The sequence below is a fragment of the Methanolobus chelungpuianus genome, assembly GCF_024500045.1.
Taxonomy (GTDB): Archaea; Halobacteriota; Methanosarcinia; order Methanosarcinales; family Methanosarcinaceae; genus Methanolobus; species Methanolobus chelungpuianus.
Genome location: NZ_JTEO01000005.1, coordinates 13879 through 30585 on the forward strand (window position 1 = coordinate 13879; position 16707 = coordinate 30585).

At 48.9% G+C, this 16707-nt stretch carries 14 protein-coding genes; 10 read left to right on the top strand and 4 right to left on the bottom strand.

Annotated features, from left to right (window positions below; all coding sequences use genetic code 11):
* The first annotated feature begins 150 nt into the window (after positions 1–150).
* From PV02_RS09120 to PV02_RS09130, 3 genes are read left to right on the top strand one after another with little or no spacing between them, the layout of a single operon-like run.
* A complete protein-coding gene (locus PV02_RS09120) occupies positions 151–2469 on the top strand; it encodes a glycosyltransferase family 4 protein (protein ID WP_256623099.1) in 2319 nt (772 codons plus the stop codon).
* 21 nt (positions 2470–2490) lie between these two features.
* Positions 2491–3441 (top strand): glycoside hydrolase family 130 protein, encoded by a 951-nt coding sequence (locus tag PV02_RS09125; RefSeq protein WP_256623100.1) that lies wholly within the window; start codon positions 2491–2493, stop codon positions 3439–3441.
* A gap of 29 nt (positions 3442–3470) precedes the next feature.
* On the top strand, positions 3471–4823 hold the full coding sequence (locus tag PV02_RS09130) for a glycosyltransferase (RefSeq protein ID WP_256623101.1): 1353 nt from the start codon (positions 3471–3473) through the stop codon (positions 4821–4823).
* 50 nt (positions 4824–4873) lie between these two features.
* Here PV02_RS09130 and PV02_RS09135 read toward each other — a convergent pair whose 3' ends face one another.
* The 4 genes from PV02_RS09135 to PV02_RS09150 form a co-directional block, all read right to left on the bottom strand.
* Complete coding sequence (locus PV02_RS09135; RefSeq protein ID WP_256623102.1) at positions 4874–5197, bottom strand: DUF6951 family protein; 324 nt, start codon at positions 5195–5197, stop codon at positions 4874–4876.
* Between the two features lie 145 nt (positions 5198–5342).
* Complete coding sequence (locus PV02_RS09140; protein WP_256623103.1) at positions 5343–5678, bottom strand: carboxymuconolactone decarboxylase family protein; 336 nt, start codon at positions 5676–5678, stop codon at positions 5343–5345.
* A 167-nt stretch (positions 5679–5845) separates the two neighbouring features.
* Positions 5846–6757 (bottom strand): DMT family transporter, encoded by a 912-nt coding sequence (locus PV02_RS09145; RefSeq protein ID WP_256623104.1) that lies wholly within the window; start codon positions 6755–6757, stop codon positions 5846–5848.
* Positions 6758–6821: 64 nt separating this feature from the next.
* Positions 6822–7883, bottom strand: coding sequence for a hypothetical protein (locus PV02_RS09150; protein WP_256623105.1), 1062 nt, complete (start codon positions 7881–7883; stop codon positions 6822–6824).
* A gap of 132 nt (positions 7884–8015) precedes the next feature.
* On the opposite strand from PV02_RS09150, the gene PV02_RS09155 reads away from it, so the two are divergent.
* From PV02_RS09155 to mtaB, 7 genes are all read left to right on the top strand, one after another.
* On the top strand, positions 8016–9506 hold the full coding sequence (locus PV02_RS09155) for a small ribosomal subunit Rsm22 family protein (protein ID WP_256623106.1): 1491 nt from the start codon (positions 8016–8018) through the stop codon (positions 9504–9506).
* Between the two features lie 101 nt (positions 9507–9607).
* Positions 9608–9805 carry a VOC family protein gene (locus tag PV02_RS09160; RefSeq protein ID WP_256623107.1) on the top strand — a complete coding sequence of 66 codons (198 nt, stop codon included), beginning with the start codon at positions 9608–9610 and terminating at the stop codon, positions 9803–9805.
* Positions 9769–9972: a VOC family protein gene (locus PV02_RS09165; RefSeq protein ID WP_256623108.1), complete on the top strand. Its 204-nt coding sequence runs from the start codon at positions 9769–9771 to the stop codon at positions 9970–9972. Before PV02_RS09160 ends, PV02_RS09165 begins: the two co-directional genes overlap by 37 nt.
* 109 nt (positions 9973–10081) lie before the next feature.
* On the top strand, positions 10082–10846 hold the full coding sequence (mtaC, locus tag PV02_RS09170) for a methanol--corrinoid protein MtaC (RefSeq protein WP_256623109.1): 765 nt from the start codon (positions 10082–10084) through the stop codon (positions 10844–10846).
* A 257-nt stretch (positions 10847–11103) separates the two neighbouring features.
* A complete protein-coding gene (locus tag PV02_RS09175) occupies positions 11104–13875 on the top strand; it encodes a PAS domain S-box protein (protein WP_256623110.1) in 2772 nt (923 codons plus the stop codon).
* 631 nt (positions 13876–14506) lie between these two features.
* The gene (gene mtaC / locus PV02_RS09180) at positions 14507–15271 is read left to right on the top strand and encodes a methanol--corrinoid protein MtaC (protein WP_256623111.1); all 765 of its coding nucleotides are present in this window, start codon (positions 14507–14509) and stop codon (positions 15269–15271) included.
* Between the two features lie 12 nt (positions 15272–15283).
* Entirely contained in the window at positions 15284–16663 is a 1380-nt protein-coding gene (mtaB, locus tag PV02_RS09185; protein ID WP_256623112.1) for a methanol--corrinoid protein co-methyltransferase MtaB, read from the top strand.
* Positions 16664–16707 lie beyond the last annotated feature (44 nt).

The following is a 16707-nucleotide window of genomic DNA, read 5'->3' on the forward strand; positions in this document are numbered from 1 at the left end:
ACGGGGAAGAAAGGACTGATGTTACAATTTGGCTGGTATCTTTGAATAATGGACTATTAGTTGCAACTTTACTTAAATAACTTAAGACAGAGTTGACACATCGCACTTTTCAATAGCATGTTCAAATGTACTGCAAGCGGGGGTAGTTTATTGAAACGAAAATTAAAAGTACTATTTGTCGGAACTTATGTTCCGCGGAAATGCGGGATCGCTACATTCACTTCTGATCTGCTTAACTCCATATCACAGGAAAACGGGCTCGTTGAATGCAAAGTCATAGCAATTAACGACATCGGTGAAAAATACGAGTATCCGGAAGATGTCGTGTTTGAAATAAGGAGGAACGAGATCGAAGATTACTACCGTGCGGCTGATTATGTAAATAATTCAGATGCAGATGTCATCTGCCTGCAACACGAGTTCGGCCTTTACTGGGGAGATGCCGGAGACTACATATTCACATTACTGTCAAATATCAGCAAACCTGTGATAACAACACTGCATACGGTGATAAAAGACCCTGAGCCTTCTTATCGCAGCGTCACCCAGAAGCTCATTGAGCATTCGGACAAAATGATAGTAATGAGCAAAACAGCAAGGAAACTGCTCCGGGAAGTTTACAATGCGCCTGAAGAAAAGATCGAACTTATCTATCACGGAATCCCGGATTGTCCTTTCACAGGCTCTGAAGAACATAAAAAGGCGCTGGGCCTTCATGGGTCTCCCCTGATACTTACTTTTGGTCTCCTGAACCAGAACAAGGGGATAGAAACAGTCATCGATGCACTCCCGGCAGTGGTTGGAAGGAGCCCGGACCTGAAATACCTGGTACTGGGCGCAACCCATCCGGAAGTTAAAAGGAATTTCGGGGAAGCGTACAGGGAGTACCTGATGAACAAGGTCAGTGAACTGGGGCTTGAGAACAATGTGATCTTCCATGATAAGTTTGTCCAGAAGCGGGAACTTTATGAGTATATTCTTGCCAGCGACATTTACGTATCTCCTTACCTGCCTAAGGAACAGGTAGTCAGCGGCGCCCTGAGCTATGCCATCGGAATGGGAAAAGCAATTGTATCCACTCCTTACTGGTATGCCCAGGAAATGCTCATAGACGGGCGCGGCATGCTAGTGGATTTCAAGGATAGTGAAGGGCTCAGCACTTCGCTGATGCATCTGATAAGTAACCCGGAAGATTGCGATCAGATGCGCAGGAAAGCTTATGATTTCGGAAGACAGATGATATGGAATAACGTGGGCAAGGAATATGTCTCCGTATTCATGCAGGCGCTTGAAGAGTATACTGAACCGGCTCGCGCTATTGAAGCAGACTTTTTCCTGCAGCCTGAACAACTACCCAAGACCAACCTGGAGTATATGGTCTCCATGACAGACGATACGGGGATCTTCCAGCATACTCTCCTGGGAGTGCCAAGCCGCAGGCATGGCTACAGTACGGATGATGTGGGCAGAGGGCTGGTGGCACTCACAAGGGTCCTGTCTTCCGGGCAGCAGCAGATGAGCGAGATAAAAAGGCTGGCGACCATTTACCTCAGTTACCTGGAATATGCTCAGACCGAAAGCGGACATTTCCACAATTTTATGAGCTATGACAGGAAGTTCCTTGATGACAAAGGAAGCGATGACACTTTTGGCCGGGCACTCTACGGACTGGGCCATGCATGTGCCTGCCCCCAACTGCCACAGAACCTGAGAAGTCATGCGATGGAGATCATTCGCAGGTCCAGGCCAAGTATGGATGAAATCCATGCCCCCAGGGGAAAGGCTTACACCATGTGCGGCCTGTACGAAATGCTCAGTAAGGATATCGGGAAAGCCGAATTCTTTGCCATGTTCGTCAGCTATGCGGATTCCCTTGTCAACCTGTACAAAACTAACCGGTATGAAGATTGGGATTGGTTCGAGCCTGAAGTAACCTATGGTAATTCCAAGATATGTGAAGCCCTTATGCTTGCATACGACCTTACAGGGAAACAGGTATACAGGGACGTAGGGATAAAGACCCTGGATTTTCTCACGGATGTTCAGTGGAACGGGAAATTCTTCGATCTTGTCGGGTACAAGGGATGGTACAGGCGTAACGGGGAAAAGGCCCTGTTCGGACAGCAGCCCATTGACGCGGCCTATCTCACGGAAGCCTATATCACCGCCTACGAGATGACCCTTGACGAGAAGTATCTCCGGCTTGCAAATCGGGCCTTTGAGTATTTCTTTGGCAGGAACAGGCTTAAGCTTCTCATGTACGATCACTCCAGCGGAGCCGTATGTGACGGACTTGACCCGACAGGCATGAATGAGAACAAGGGCGCAGAGTCGGTTGTCTGTTTCATTATGGCCCTGGAACTGCTGGGCAGATATTCAGGCGATCCTGCCAGTATGCACCGCGAGACCGGCAGAGGACTGATGGGCGTCTATGAAAAGAAGGAGTTCTCGTCCAAGAGCCTGAGCTGAACACTATATGGAGATGTCCGAATGGAATGGGAAGACCGTGGAGAGCTATTCAAACGATATGAGAAGAATCCGATACTCCGTGCAGATGACTGGCCCTACCCGGCCAATTCCGTGTTCAACCCGGCTGCGGCACTTGTGGACGGGGATACGCTGCTGATGGTCAGGGTTGAAGACCACAGGGGATTCTCCCACATGACAGTCGCCCGGAGTGAGAATGGTTACGATGACTGGGTGATCGATGACCATCCTACGTTTCCGGCTGACCCGGAAAATTATCCGGAGGAACAATACGGCATAGAGGACCCACGCATTACTTACATCGAAGAACAGGATGCCTGGGCAGTGGCATATACAGCGTATTCTGAGTCAGGCCCTCTGACCGGGCTGGCAATGACAAAGGACTTCAGGCATTTTGACAGGATAGGCGCTACCCTGCCTCCTGAGAACAAGGATGCAGCCCTGTTTCCCGTCAGGTTCGGCGGCAGGTGGGCAATGCTCCACAGGCCGGTCTCCAGCATATCAAACGCAAAGTCGAATATATGGATATCATTTTCTCCGGACATGAAATACTGGGGCGAGCATCAGGTCCTGCTCTATGCCCGCGAGGGAGGCTGGTGGGACGCGAACAAGATAGGCCTGTCCCCGCAACCCATTTACACTGATGAGGGCTGGCTTATCATGTATCACGGAGTGCGCGCCACTACATCAAAAATAAGCTATCGCCTTGGAATGGCGCTGCTGGACCTGGGGGATCCAAGAAAGGTAATATGCAGGTCGGATGGCTGGATATTCGGGCCCCGTGAACTCTATGAAAGGACAGGGGACGTCAATGATGTTGTGTTTCCCTGCGGATGGCTTCGCCAGAACAACGAAATACGCCTGTATTACGGAAGTGCCGATACTTATGTGTCTGTTGCCACTGCCCGATTATCTGACCTGCTTGACTACATGCGCACGCGTCCAAGATACTGATCTTGTTTGTTTATATTAGGGGGAGTTTTATGAGAATAGCTATGTTATCTCCGATTGCATGGACCACACCACCTAAAAAATATGGTCCGTGGGAATATATTGTGTCTCTGCTAACGGAGAATCTGGTAAAGAAAGGTATAGATGTAACCCTGTTCGCAACCGGGGATTCAAGTACTGCAGGAAAGTTAGTTTCTGTTTATCCCAGACCTTACGAAGAAGATAAGGAAATGAATGTGAAAGTCTATGAGAGCCTTCACATATCAGAGGTTTTCGAGAGGTCCGATGAGTTCGATATAATCCATAATCACTTCGACTTCCTGCCACTCACATACAGCGGGCTTGTGGACACGCCGGTGGTCACGACCATACATGGCTTCTCCTCAAGGTCCATCCTGCCGGTCTATAAAAAATACAATAAGAAGACTTTCTACGTGTCCATCAGTGATTCCCACAGGTGTCCTGAACTGGATTACATTGCCACGGTACTTCATGGCATCGAGGTGGAGAACTTCCCCTTCAACGAGAATCCGCAGGACTACATCCTCTTTTTGTCACGTCTTGATAAGTTCAAGGGCATAAAGGATGCAATAGAGATAGCAAAGAAAGCCGGGATGAAATTAAGGATAGCGGGCTTCATACCTAATATGGAATATTATGAGAAAGAGGTCAAACACCTTATAGATAATGAGCAGATCATTTACGAAGGACACATAGACCCGGAATTCAAGAGAGAACTGCTGTCCAATGCCCGCGCCCTTATACATCCGGTAAAGTTCGATGAGCCTTTCGGACTGGGGATAGTGGAGGCTTTTTCCTGCGGTACGCCTGTGATCGCCTATAACCGGGGCTCAATGCCCGAACTGATAAAGAACGGAGAGACCGGGTTTGTGGTAAATGGCATTGATGAGGCAGTGGATGCGCTGAAAAAGATAGACACGATATCCCGGAAGAGATGCAGAGAGACAGCTGAGAAAAATTATTCTGCCAGCAGGATGGCCGACGAGTACATCAAGGTCTACGAAAAGATACTCGAGGTGCGTAAAACCGAAGAGAAGCGGCCCTGGGGTTATTATAAGGTGCTGTCAGAAGATCCGGGTTTCAAGGTCAAGACAATTACAGTGATGCCAGGCGAAAAAATATCCCTCCAGAGACATTTTCACAGGAGTGAGCACTGGTTCGTGGTCGAAGGGGAAGGAATAGTTGACGAGGACAAGCAGCGCTTCAAGGTAGAGGACGGGGATTCCGTGGATATCCCTACAAATGCCGTTCACAGGATCATGAATACCGGCGATGAGAAGCTCACTTTTGTGGAGATAGCAAAGGGTGACCAGATAGAAGAAGAAGACATCGAGAGGCTTGAGGATGAATATGGAAGGGTGTAATGCAGGCCCGGCTCAGGCCAGTCCTGCACTCCTCTCCTTAGTTAAAGATTTCAGACCTCATTGAACTCTATGCTGACCCTTTCATTCTTCCTGGAGAGGGACTTTGACAGCATTCCTGTTTCCATCCTGCATACATGCAGTACGCCGGAAGGCACAATGCAGATAGGCGTGCACTGGGCTTCCTGTGCCTTTTCCATTACATAGTTATCCTTGATGTCCATTGTTTCCATCATGGGTACTTCCATGTGGGACATCTTCTTTATCTTGGCACAGGGGGACTCGATGTCAATGATTATATTCTTGCCCTCGAGCTTTCCGGTTATCCTGTGAGTGAAGCCGCATATAGATGAATTTACGTTAACTGTTGTTGGCATATGGTATCTCCTGTTATGTTAATTAAAAGAGTGCAGTCCTTATATATCAATTGTGAGAGGGCAGCTGTGTCACGGGAACACCTGGCTGCTCCTCCTGGAGACCTCAGGTAACCGCTTGAGCAGCTGCCTTCGATCCGCATGGAACTTACTTCTCCTCATCCCCTGCACATGAGCAGCAGACATTGCCCTTAAGTATCTCTTTCCAGTCCCCTATGACGTCATGGGTCCAGCAGTCATCAGCACCTGCTGCCTCCCTCATGGTCAGTGCAAGTATGTAGGTGAGCTCCTTGACTGTTGCGCCTGCTTCCAGTGCCCCTTTGAAGTGTTTGAGGACGCAGGGCTTTGACCTTGCCTTAATGGAAAGTGCAAAACACAGGAACTGGTATGTCTTCTCATCAACAGGTCTTTTCTCAGCATAGAGCTTGTCTATCTCATCAAGCTTTTCCGTGAATTCCGGGAAGAACTCTTCAAGCATTTTCATTTGTGATGTCTCCATTACTTGATTTTACTTAACGCCATTAACAGTACAGTGCTATTTCAGGACAAAAGGGTAAAATGGCACTTCAAAATATGTTGAAGTGCCTTGTATTTAAATCTAATTCCTGTCGGGAAAGTAAGATGTTTCCGGCTGCAACCGCACGACCAGGATTACACCTGCAGCTTGAAATACTTCCCGAAGACCCGCGGGCTTTTCTCCAGCACCGCAACAGCTGCGCCCAGTAGAATAAAGACGCACCCTATTATCGTATTCAGGTAAAGGGGCGTATGAAGTATGGTATAATCAAAGAAGATGCCGCTTACAGGCTCGATAAGTGCGAGGATACTGCCGGTCTGCGCTTTGATCTGGGATATGCCGCTGACGTAGAGCAGTGCCGCAAGCGCCGTATTGACAGCGCCAAAGAACACAAGCATGCCAATGTTGTCAATAAGCACAGGCTGCGATATCCCTGCCCCGAAAGGAAAGAGCAGCACCACCCCGATGAGAGTATACCAGAACAACTGTGCCACACTGCTGTAATCATCCTTGAGGTAGCGGATGATTATGATCTCACAACCAAAAACGAAACCGGACAGAACACCCGCCGTAACTCCAATGAGATATTCTCCCCCATTGCTGAAACCATCGGCTGCAGCTCCCAGATCCACAATGAAAAGCAGTCCGGCAAGGGACAATGCCAGCGCCACCAGCCCTTTACGGGTTATGGGCTCTTTCACGGTCAGCGGAGAGAGCAGGGTAACATACATAGGCGCCGTATAGAGCAGGAGTATCGCAACAGAAAAACTGGTGTACCTGATGCATATGAAATATGTGAGCAAAGTGGCGGTGTTTATGAGACCAAGCAGCAGAAGGTACTTCTTTTTCCTGCGAGGCATTACCATAGAGAGTTTCCCTGCAGCGATAATGAATACCAGAAGAGTAAGTACGCCAAAGAACTGCTTGTAGAAGATGAGCGAAAGGGTGGGAACAGCCTCAAGCCGATCAACAAATAGTCCCAGCATCCCGAATATCACCGAGCCTGATATCAGCTCGATGTAAGCTTTTTTGGGCGCAGTGCTCATGTGGCGCAGAATGGCGGATACGGATAAATATGTTTGGAATGGCCGGCTTGAGGCAACCTTCGTCTCATGTCAGCAGATAGAACGTGGATGGCAGGGTTTCCATCCAGCCAATATCCTCCATGGCCCTCACATCCCTCTGCCTTACCTGCACCCTGTAACTGCAGGAATCACTGCCCTGGGAGATATCCTCGAATCCTTCTATCCCTATGGAGTAGACATCACTGAAATATTTAATGGCGACATCCTCTTCACCGGGCCCGGCAGGGAACCGGGTACTGCTGCCCTCATACCAGTCCACCCACGGGACCTCGTCACACGGCATTGAAGATTCCATTGATACCAAATCTGATAACATTCTCTGGTACATCTCGTCCCATGTCCCGTCCATGACAGCAGATGTGACCTCACCGCCTGCCACTCTTACAACTATGGTATGTGGGGTGACCACCACGGCAGGCCCTTCACCGGACCTGTTGCCATAGCCCGCGTGGCTGCTCACGAACTCATAACTGATCTCATGCTGCTCAGGAAAGGAATCCAGCACTACATGATCTGCAAGGGTCAGGTTGGAACCGTCATAATCATACGTAGGCGCATTGATTATCCACTCCCCGGCTATGGCGCGGGCATCTTCCGGCCCAGTGGACATGGCATATGCCTTCAGGTCCCTCAGTGCCTGGTCTATCTCACGCAGTTCCCGGGGCATATAGGCCTCGTAGTATGGGTCCACCCTGACGGTCTTATTGAGGCCGTCCTGTATCAGGCTTATCTCAACAGTGTCTATGTCCGTGACTATGGGCTCTCCCTCCTCAGGCCCATAGCTGCCCTCCATGGAAAGAAAACCATTCTTCCTGAAAAGGTCCAGCAGACCATTGCGTACACTTTCATTTACAGGCCGGACATACCTGGCTGTAAGCTCCCTGTCCGCCCCGTAATAGCTGAGATTGACAGCAGTCTCATTGACAATCAGCTCCCGGACAGCTATTTCCGGCAGTGTGAAGGCACCATAGCTCAGATGCACGATAACCACATCATCGGAAATATCCTGCGCGGCATCGCTCCTCTCAGTGCATCCTGAACTGAAAAAGGCCAGCATCAGAAGTAAAGCAACTATCATCCCTTTCATAACAACCCCACATTAACCTGAACCTGAGATACTCTGACTTACAGTTATTTTAAAGTTCTCCGAAAGCGACTCCTGCCCCGCAGAGCCTTTTATATCACCAACTTTATCATGAATTGTACCAATCAACGATCAATGACTGAAAAGGAGATAATATCCGCACTGAAGTATGTCTCACGCATGAGACCCGAGTTCATGCTGTCCGAGATGCGTAATTATATAAAAAGTGAGGTATCCCTGCAGGATATCCACAGGGCTGTACAGCCCGTGCTGGCGGACCTCGGACTGGATGCCATCCCTGCGGATGGGGACTACAGGATAGTCAGGGCACCAAAGGGCAATATAGAGCTCACTGCAGCGGAAGTGGAAAAGAACGGGATGTTCTTCCGGTCCCCTGCCGTTTCCAGGAAGCTTGAAAGGATAGTGGAGCAATATATAGAAAAAAAGACCGGGAAAAGCTGGGACGATCCTGTTATCCTTGAACGCATACGCAAAGCAGTGCTCTCCCAGAAAGCAGACTACTGGAAGGAGGGCAGGTCCCGGAAAATAACGTATGAAAAGGGCTACGATGTTGTCGGATACCTTGCTTACCAGTTCCCGGTATATTTCGTCCAGTTCCAGCATATCCTGTACGGCATGGCAAAGGAGGGCCTGCTGAAGACCCGCATGAAGATACTGGACGTTGGAAGCGGGCCCGGCACGGTGCCTCTTGCCATCACCGATCTGTACAACAGGCTGGATGACCACAGGGCAACGATCTATTCAGTGGAAATGTTCGACGAGAACATAGAAGCTTACAGGTTCATCGTCCCGCAGTATGCCGGAATAAAATCAAGGATAAGCGTGGAAGAGCCTATAAAGGCTGATATCGGGAAGCTTGACACTGATCTTCTGCCTGATAAGCTTGACCTGGTGGTGTTCTCCAATGTCCTCAACGAGATCAGGGGGATGGCTATCGAAGAAAAGGCCGAGCTTGTTAAGAAGATATCCGACAGGCTTGCCCAGGATGGGAATATCATTATCATCGAGCCTGCCGACAAGGTGAACTCAACTGAAGCAAGGAAACTGGCCCTGGCGCTCAAGGCACGGGGTCTTGGGATATACAGCCCCTGTTCCTTTATCTGGGGTACAGGATGCAATCCCACGGAATGCTGGAGCTTTGAGCAGCAGCAGGATATCGAGCCCACAAGGCTCATGAGAAAGATGACCGAATGTGAAGAGCCGTACAGGTATCTCAATACCGACATAAAATACACATATGTCATCCTGCGCAGGGACAGGCTTACGAAGGTAAGGTTCAGGGTGCCCCCTAAAGCCAAGTTCGCGAGATTGTCCAAGCTTGCGATCCACACAGGCAAGCGCATTAATGTTGTCTGTTCACTGATGTCCGGCGACCTGGGCGACGAGAAGTACAGCCTCTATAAGATCTGCGACGGCACTTCAGTAAAACAGGTCTATGCCGTTCTTCCGGCAGGCAGTGTGACAGAAGACAACGAACTCCTCAGGAAGGCTGCTTACGGGTCTGTCATCACGATAGAGAATGTGCTCGTCAAGTACAACGAAGCCACTGACTCCTATAATCTGCTGGTGGGAAAAGGAACCATGGTAAGTCTTGTTGAAGAATGAGCGGGCGGGCTGCATGGCATCAGATATATTAGCGCGACTGTCTGCACATGCCCAAGTATATTTATAAGGCATCGGGATCCAGATTACAGCTGGTGATAAGAATGCCAACTGTTGTACACATGGACATACCAACGGATAATGTGGAGCGTGCAAGAAACTTCTATTCCGACCTGTTCGGGTGGGAATTCAGCAAAGCGGGAGACATGGAGTACTATCTCATCCGGACCCGAGGCCTGAATGGCAAGAGGGCATCGGCGGAGGAATGGGACTCAGAGGAGCGCCTGATCAGAGGATCCTGAACTACATAGGAGTTCCTTCCATTGATGAGTACATAGAGAAAGTGAAGAGAGCAGGCGGGAAGGTGCTCGCCAGAATGCCGGTTCCGGGAATGGGATACCTTGCTAACTGTGTTGACACTGAGAACAACCTGTTTGGCCTGTGGGAAGGGAATGCGAATGCAGAGTGATCGGGATAATACCTTAGAAGATAACTGTATATAGGAGAAGATTTGTCTTATCTAGAGCCGGGTGTGCAGCAGTAAGCACATTGGACAGATAATTAAAAACGGTGCCACTATGCTTGAAATTGATCCCACTTCCATTCTAATCCGATATAATGTCAAGCTTGAGAAAGAGATGTCTCCCGATGATGTGGCAAGGCAGTTCTTTCCTGAGGATAAGCTGATACGCGCTATTGTGGAGGCTGTTTTTGAAGGGGATGAGGACGAGGTGCTTGTTACCCTCCAGAACGCCATGGACAACGGCAAGGACGCGCTTAAACTGATAGATGATGCCCTCATGGTAGGCATGGGCATCGTTTCCAAATTATATGATGACGGCCTGCTTTACCTGCCGGACGTCATGATCGCAGCCCAGGCAATGACAGACGGGATCGAGTACTGTAAGCAGTCTTCCGACCGCAGCCACGAGTTCAAGGCAAAGGTCGTCTCCTTTGTTGTGGAAGGGGACGTGCATGATATAGGGAAAAAGATACTGACCGTGTTCCTCAGGTCCAACGGTTACGAGGTCATAGATCTTGGAAGCGACGTGCCGGTGGATGAGGTCATAAGCACTGTGATGGAACACAGGCCCATTATGCTTACCGGCACCGCCCTTATGACAACCACGATGTATTCATTCAGGGAGATCAGGGAACGGCTCCTTGAGAATGGCATTGATATACCCTTTATATGCGGCGGCGGTGCCGTGACCCAGGATTTTGTGACCCGCTATGACATCGGGGTCTATTGTGATGATGCCGCAGTAGTGCCAAAGATAGCCGACCAGGTATTGAACAATGCAAGTATCGAGGAGCTAAGGGCGCAGTTCCACAGAAGCTGACCTCAGGAACGATCATGGATAGGTTGCTCACACCCTGAGACATATTCCTCGTGTGTAGATTGGATTGAAGGAAGCGTCCAATGAAGATGTGAGCAATTTATATCTGTATATCTAGTATATAATCTCTCTTTTCAACTAAATATATTTTATTAAGATGAGAAGATGACTGGAGAAAGGCTAACAAAAAAGGAGACGGTGCCATTACTTCCGGAAACGGCGGATATGCAGCAAAGAACAGAACTACAGGGAACCTGACTGTGGGAAGAACAGAACCCTGCCAGCAGGAAAAAGACCTTCTTAGCGAAGAGCTTTGTATTTTCAGTGAGATGCTCGAGGCACTGCCAGAACCTCTTGCAGTGCTGGACACCGGCCTGCACATAATCTGTGCAAACAAGCGATTCTATAGTTTTTTCCGGCCGGTGCCTGAAGAAGAGCAGGGGAATGCTTTCCCTGACATGACAGGAATGCACCGGAACCTGACAGAAATGCAAACCCTGCTTGAGAATATCGTTAATGGCAACACGGCTGACGGCAGGCTGAGCATCAACTTCGGGCCTGCAGCCGCCGGAAAAGATATACTTGTCCATGCCCAGGCACTGACACATCCCACCAATACCAAGGATGTCAGAAATATACTCCTGAGAATTAAGGAGGCCGCTACACCGTCAGTAAGCCATGGACAAGGCCCGGCGGACATGAACTATTTAAGCCTGGTTGAACAGGGCAATGATGGTATCGTGATACTGCAGGATGAAACATGCATATTTGCAAATTCCATGTTCCGGGTAATGACAGGCTATTCCCCCGTGGAGACCAGTGGAAAGAAATTCACTGACTACCTGCCTGAAGAATATAAGCGTATGATCTCTAAAAGGCTTAAAAAGGTTCTCAAGGACAGGAGAAGCCCGGGGCGCAACAACGAAGTTGAGATCATCACAAATAACGGGGACATGCTCCAGGCGGAGATAAGTTTTGCGTATATCACATATCAAGAGAAACCGCTGGTAATGCTCAACATCAGGGATATCAGAGAACGCAAGCTTGCCGAGGCCGAACTTAAGGCATCCAGGGAGAAGTATTCCACGCTTGTCGAGGAAAGCAATGACGGCATTGCCATTATCCATGAAGGTGCACTTAAGTTCACGAACAGGAAGTTCTCTGAACTTACAGGATACTCCAGGGAAGAACTGGCAAACAGGCAGCTGACAGATTATGTGTCTGAGATATACCATCGCATGCTTTCTGGAAGGCTCAGGAAAGTCCTCAAGGATATGCGCAGCCTTCGTCACAGCAACGAGGTGGAATTTACTACAAAGAGCGGCAGCCTCCTGCCTGCCGAGATAGGTTTGTCCTTCATCAGCCATGAAGGGAAGCCTTCGGTCATGATGAACGTAAGAGACATCTCGGAAAGGAAGCGCGCCGATGCAGAACTGAGAGATTCTGAAAGGAAGTACTCGACACTTGTCGAAAAAGGTAATGACGGCATCATAATTGTGCAGGATGACGTACTGGTGTTTGCAAACATGAAGTTCTGCGAGATAAGCGGTTTCTCGAAGGAGGAACTGCTCAGGAGACCCTTTGAGGATTTCCTCACGGCAGACTACAAGCGCGTGGTGATGAAACGATTCAGGCGAAGTCTGGAAAAGAATCGCGATACTCCTCTCAAGTATGAAGTGGAGCTGCTGTCCAAGGAGGGAGTTCACACCCCGGCTGAGATCAACTCCTCTGTTATAGAACACAGCGGAAAGCCGGCTGTCATGGCCATTATCAGGGATATCACACATCTCAAGAACAAGGAAAAGCGGCTGCTAGAGCTGATAGAGGTGCTCAAGATAATGGAGTCGGTAATCAAGAGCAGTCCTGCAGTCATATTCTTCTGGAAGCCTGAGGATTACTGGCCCGTAGAGTTCGTATCAGAGAATATATCACAGTTCGGCTTCAATGCAGAGGATTTCATTTCCGGTAAGCTGCAGTACGGCGACATAGTACACCCTTCGGACATCGGTAGGCTCTCCATGGAAACCGAGCAGTGGACAAGGGATGTTGAGAACCTTTCCTACGAGTACCGTATAATTACAAGTTCAGGCGAGGTCAGGTGGGTGGATGAAAGGTCGGTGGTCAAGCGCGACCTTGATGGAAACGTGCAATATGTCCAGGGTATCGTTGTGGACATAACCGAGCGTAAGAACGTGAAGAATTTCATGCATATCGTATCCGGGCCAGGGGAGATCTTTACCCCGGTCGGGGATCCGGGCGATATGTTCTACCAGTTGCTGGAGTTCGCCACCCAGACGGAGAATCTTGATTCAGGGGCCCTGTACCTCATCGATGAAGCAACCGGGGACCTGAACCTCGTTGCCCACAAGGGCTTCTCGCCTGAATTTATCAGGAGCATACGGCACTACTCTTCGGGATCCATCCACAAAAGAGTGATGATGACCGGATACCCCCTCTACACCCGGTACTATGAACTGAATTCAATGATACCAGGGAACAAGCCGGTCAACGAAAGACTGGAGGCAACAGCCATAATCCCGGTAAAATACGAAGAGAAGCTGGTGGCCATACTGATGCTTGCGTCCCATACTTCCTTTGAGATACCTTTCAATTCCCGCAGCACGCTTGAAACCATAGCTGCACAGGCGGGTCCCCTGATAGGACGCATGCGTGAGCAGGTGGACGTTCACAAAGATATGCGGAACCTGAGGATAATTTTTGAAACTATCGAGGAAATGATCTTTGTAATAGACAGTGACGGATGCATACTCTACATTAATCCCTTTGCCTGCAAATGTCTTGATTATACAGGCGAGGAAGTTAAAGGCACGAACATACTCAAACTGCACCCTCAGAATAAATTACTGGAAGCCGCCCCTGTTATTGCCGCCATGATCTCGGGCTCTCTGACTTCACACAGCATCCCTTTTGAGGCAAAGTCCAAAAGGATCATTCCGGCAGAAACACGATGTACCTTAGGGCAGATAGATGAAAAGAAAGTAGTGATATGCCTTTCAAGGATAGAACTTTAAGATATTACACACAATGAGCTTTCTTTTTTTTTAACAGTGGGTAATTCTTCCTGTGCAGTTTATCCGGTGTTCCTTCAATTCCCACTTGACAGACAGCATTCTCCCGGAATGTGTTTTAATAAAGTATCAGTCATTTTCAGGTAGCTTCAAATTCTTTTGTATACACAGAAAATCTCACGAAACAAATCCTATATAAACATATCCGTAGACATTGTCTTTTGTATTTCCTGGACCACTTCCAGGAACTGGAAAACACAAACTGTAGCATTGTCAAATATTCCCTCATATTGACAATATATTACAGAGAATAGATATATTGATATATATCAATCCAAGCCAAACAAATAGATAATACAATAAAAAGATATGTATTGGAGAGAGTATATTTTAAGGTTACCTTGAAAAAAGGCGTAAGGAACCATAACGCAGAGGAAGTTATAGGAGATCAGATACAAAGTAGATATATTTTTAATCGTGCGTTATGTTTATATAATTGCATATGTTTTCCGCCAGACTTATATACCAAGAAAAGATTTTGCGTAAGGAGGTTCTAGACGGACCCATTGTGTAGATTGGATTGAACCTGTCACAGGTTCAGCTAATAGATCAATAAATTGAAGGAGGTATAGAATTGTTAATCGTAGACAAAGAAGGTATCCTCATAAGATACAACGTTAAGATGGAAAAATCAATGACCCCTGAAGATGCGGCAGCAGAACTCTATCCAAAGGATGAGCTCATACGCCCGATTGCAGAGGCAATCTTCGAGGGTGAAGAGGATGATGTTATTGAAGGTCTCGAGGCAGCAATTGCAGCCGGAAAAGAGCCAATAGCACTTATCGACGATGCACTGATGGTCGGTATGAAAGTGGTCACAGACCTGTACGACCAGGGTATAATCTTCCTGCCAAACGTCATGATGTCAGCAGACGCAATGCTCGAAGGTATCGAGTTCTGTAAGGCAGAGGCAGGATCATCACCAAAGCCAAGAGGAAAGGTCGTTGTCCACGTTGCCGAGGGTGACGTTCACGACATCGGAAAATCAATCGTAGCAGCACTTCTCAGGGCAAACGGCTATGAAGTTGTCGACCTTGGACGTGACGTCCCGGTCGATGAGGTCATTGCAGCTGTAAAGAAGGAAAGCCCAATGATGCTCACCGGTACAGCACTCATGACAACCACCATGTACGCATTCAAGGAAGTCAACGACAGGCTGCTTGAAGCAGGCATCAAGGTACCATTCCAGTGCGGTGGCGGAGCAGTCAACCAGGACTTCGTTTCAACCTACGAACTCGGAGTATATGGTGAGGAAGCAGCAGATGCACCAAAGATGGCAGATGCAATACTGGCAGGAAAAGGCCTTGCACAGTTGAAAGCAATTTTCCACAAACACTAAGAGGTGAGCTAAATGGCAGTCAAGAAATTCACAACAATGGCATACAGCAATGCTGATGAGATGGTATTTGGTCGTGCAAAGAGCCCTGTAAAGGCAGGTCTGGGTCTTGAGATCGGTGCAGGTTACACAACCGCCGAGGTCAACTACGCCCCAAGGCCAGAGGCCGGAGAGACAAAAGAGAAACTCGTCGTTGAGTACCAGAGGATCACAAAGGACATCATGGCAAGGATGGTCCAGGTCGGTTTCCCATCCGTAGTACTTGAGACAGAGCACGTCCAGCAGATGACCAACAACCCAACCTGGGGAGCTGAGGTCGCACACGCACAGAAGACCATCATGGAAGAATACCATGAGGAATACGGCATCAAGTGCGCACTCAGGCACACCCCTGGTGATGTAAGGGAGAACAAGGACTTCCTCCAGCTCAGAGGCGACAAGTACAACCTCGTAATGGAATCATTCGAAGCAGTAGCAGAAGCAGGTGCAGACCTCCTCTCCATTGAATCAATGGGTGGTAAGGAAGTCTTCGACTACGCAGTTCTCAGGAACGACGTACCAGGTATGCTCTACGCAATCGGTTGCCTCGGCAGCATGGACATGGAGTACCTCTGGCAGGGCATTGCAAAGGTCGCACAGCAGAAGAATGTAACACCAGCCGGTGACACAGACTGTGCCCAGGCAAACACTGCAATGTTCATTGCAGGCGGCCTCCTTGACAAGAACCTCGCACACACCCTCGCGATCATCGCAAGGACAATCGCCGGTGCAAGGACACTCGCAGGATACGAAGCAGGTGCAAAAGGTCCAGGAAAGGACTGCGGTTATGAGAACATCATAGTCAAGGCAATCTCCGGTATGCCAATGGCATTCGAAGGTAAGACCTCAACCTGTGCACACTCTGACGTAATGGGTAACCTCATCATGCAGTGCTGTGACCTGTGGTCCAACGAGTCCGTTGAATACCACGCAGAGTTCGGTGGTACAACCGTACAGTGCTGGTCCGAATCCCTCAACTACGACTGTGCACTCATGAACACTGCACTCAAGTCCGGCAATGAGAAGATCCTCAGGGACCTGCTCATGGCATCCGACAGGTTCAGAGACCCACAGTCCTACATCCTTGCATACGACAACGCATACAAGGTCGGACAGGCAATCGTCAAGGACGGAAACGACAACTACCTCCGTGCAAAGAACGCTGCAGTAGAATGCTGCAACCTGCTGAAGGACGCAAAGGGCCTCGAAATGACAAAGTTCGAGACCAACGCACTCAACAAGGCAGCCGCAGAACTCGCAGCTCTGACCAACGACTCAGAGAAGTTCATGAGCGACTGCATGGAGAAATACAAGGCAGAAGTAAAGGTCTTCAAACCAGAGAACTACGCTCTCTAAACGTAGCCGGGACAGGAAGTTTCCTCCGGGAAACTCCCTTCCTT

Bases quoted from the DNA above. Each gene is read 5' to 3' on its own strand.
- PV02_RS09130 (WP_256623101.1), top strand. From the start codon at position 3,471: ATGAGAATAGCTATGTTATCTCCGATTGCATGGACCACACCACCTAAA.
- PV02_RS09160 (WP_256623107.1), top strand. From the start codon at position 9,608: ATGCCAACTGTTGTACACATGGACATACCAACGGATAATGTGGAGCGT.
- PV02_RS09145 (WP_256623104.1), bottom strand. From the start codon at position 6,757: ATGAGCACTGCGCCCAAAAAAGCTTACATCGAGCTGATATCAGGCTCG.
- PV02_RS09150 (WP_256623105.1), bottom strand. From the start codon at position 7,883: ATGAAAGGGATGATAGTTGCTTTACTTCTGATGCTGGCCTTTTTCAGT.
- PV02_RS09140 (WP_256623103.1), bottom strand. From the start codon at position 5,678: ATGAAAATGCTTGAAGAGTTCTTCCCGGAATTCACGGAAAAGCTTGAT.
- mtaB (WP_256623112.1), top strand. From the start codon at position 15,284: ATGGCAGTCAAGAAATTCACAACAATGGCATACAGCAATGCTGATGAG.
- mtaC (WP_256623109.1), top strand. From the start codon at position 10,082: ATGCTTGAAATTGATCCCACTTCCATTCTAATCCGATATAATGTCAAG.
- PV02_RS09125 (WP_256623100.1), top strand. From the start codon at position 2,491: ATGGAATGGGAAGACCGTGGAGAGCTATTCAAACGATATGAGAAGAAT.
- PV02_RS09135 (WP_256623102.1), bottom strand. From the start codon at position 5,197: ATGCCAACAACAGTTAACGTAAATTCATCTATATGCGGCTTCACTCAC.
- PV02_RS09155 (WP_256623106.1), top strand. From the start codon at position 8,016: ATGACTGAAAAGGAGATAATATCCGCACTGAAGTATGTCTCACGCATG.
- PV02_RS09165 (WP_256623108.1), top strand. From the start codon at position 9,769: ATGGGACTCAGAGGAGCGCCTGATCAGAGGATCCTGAACTACATAGGA.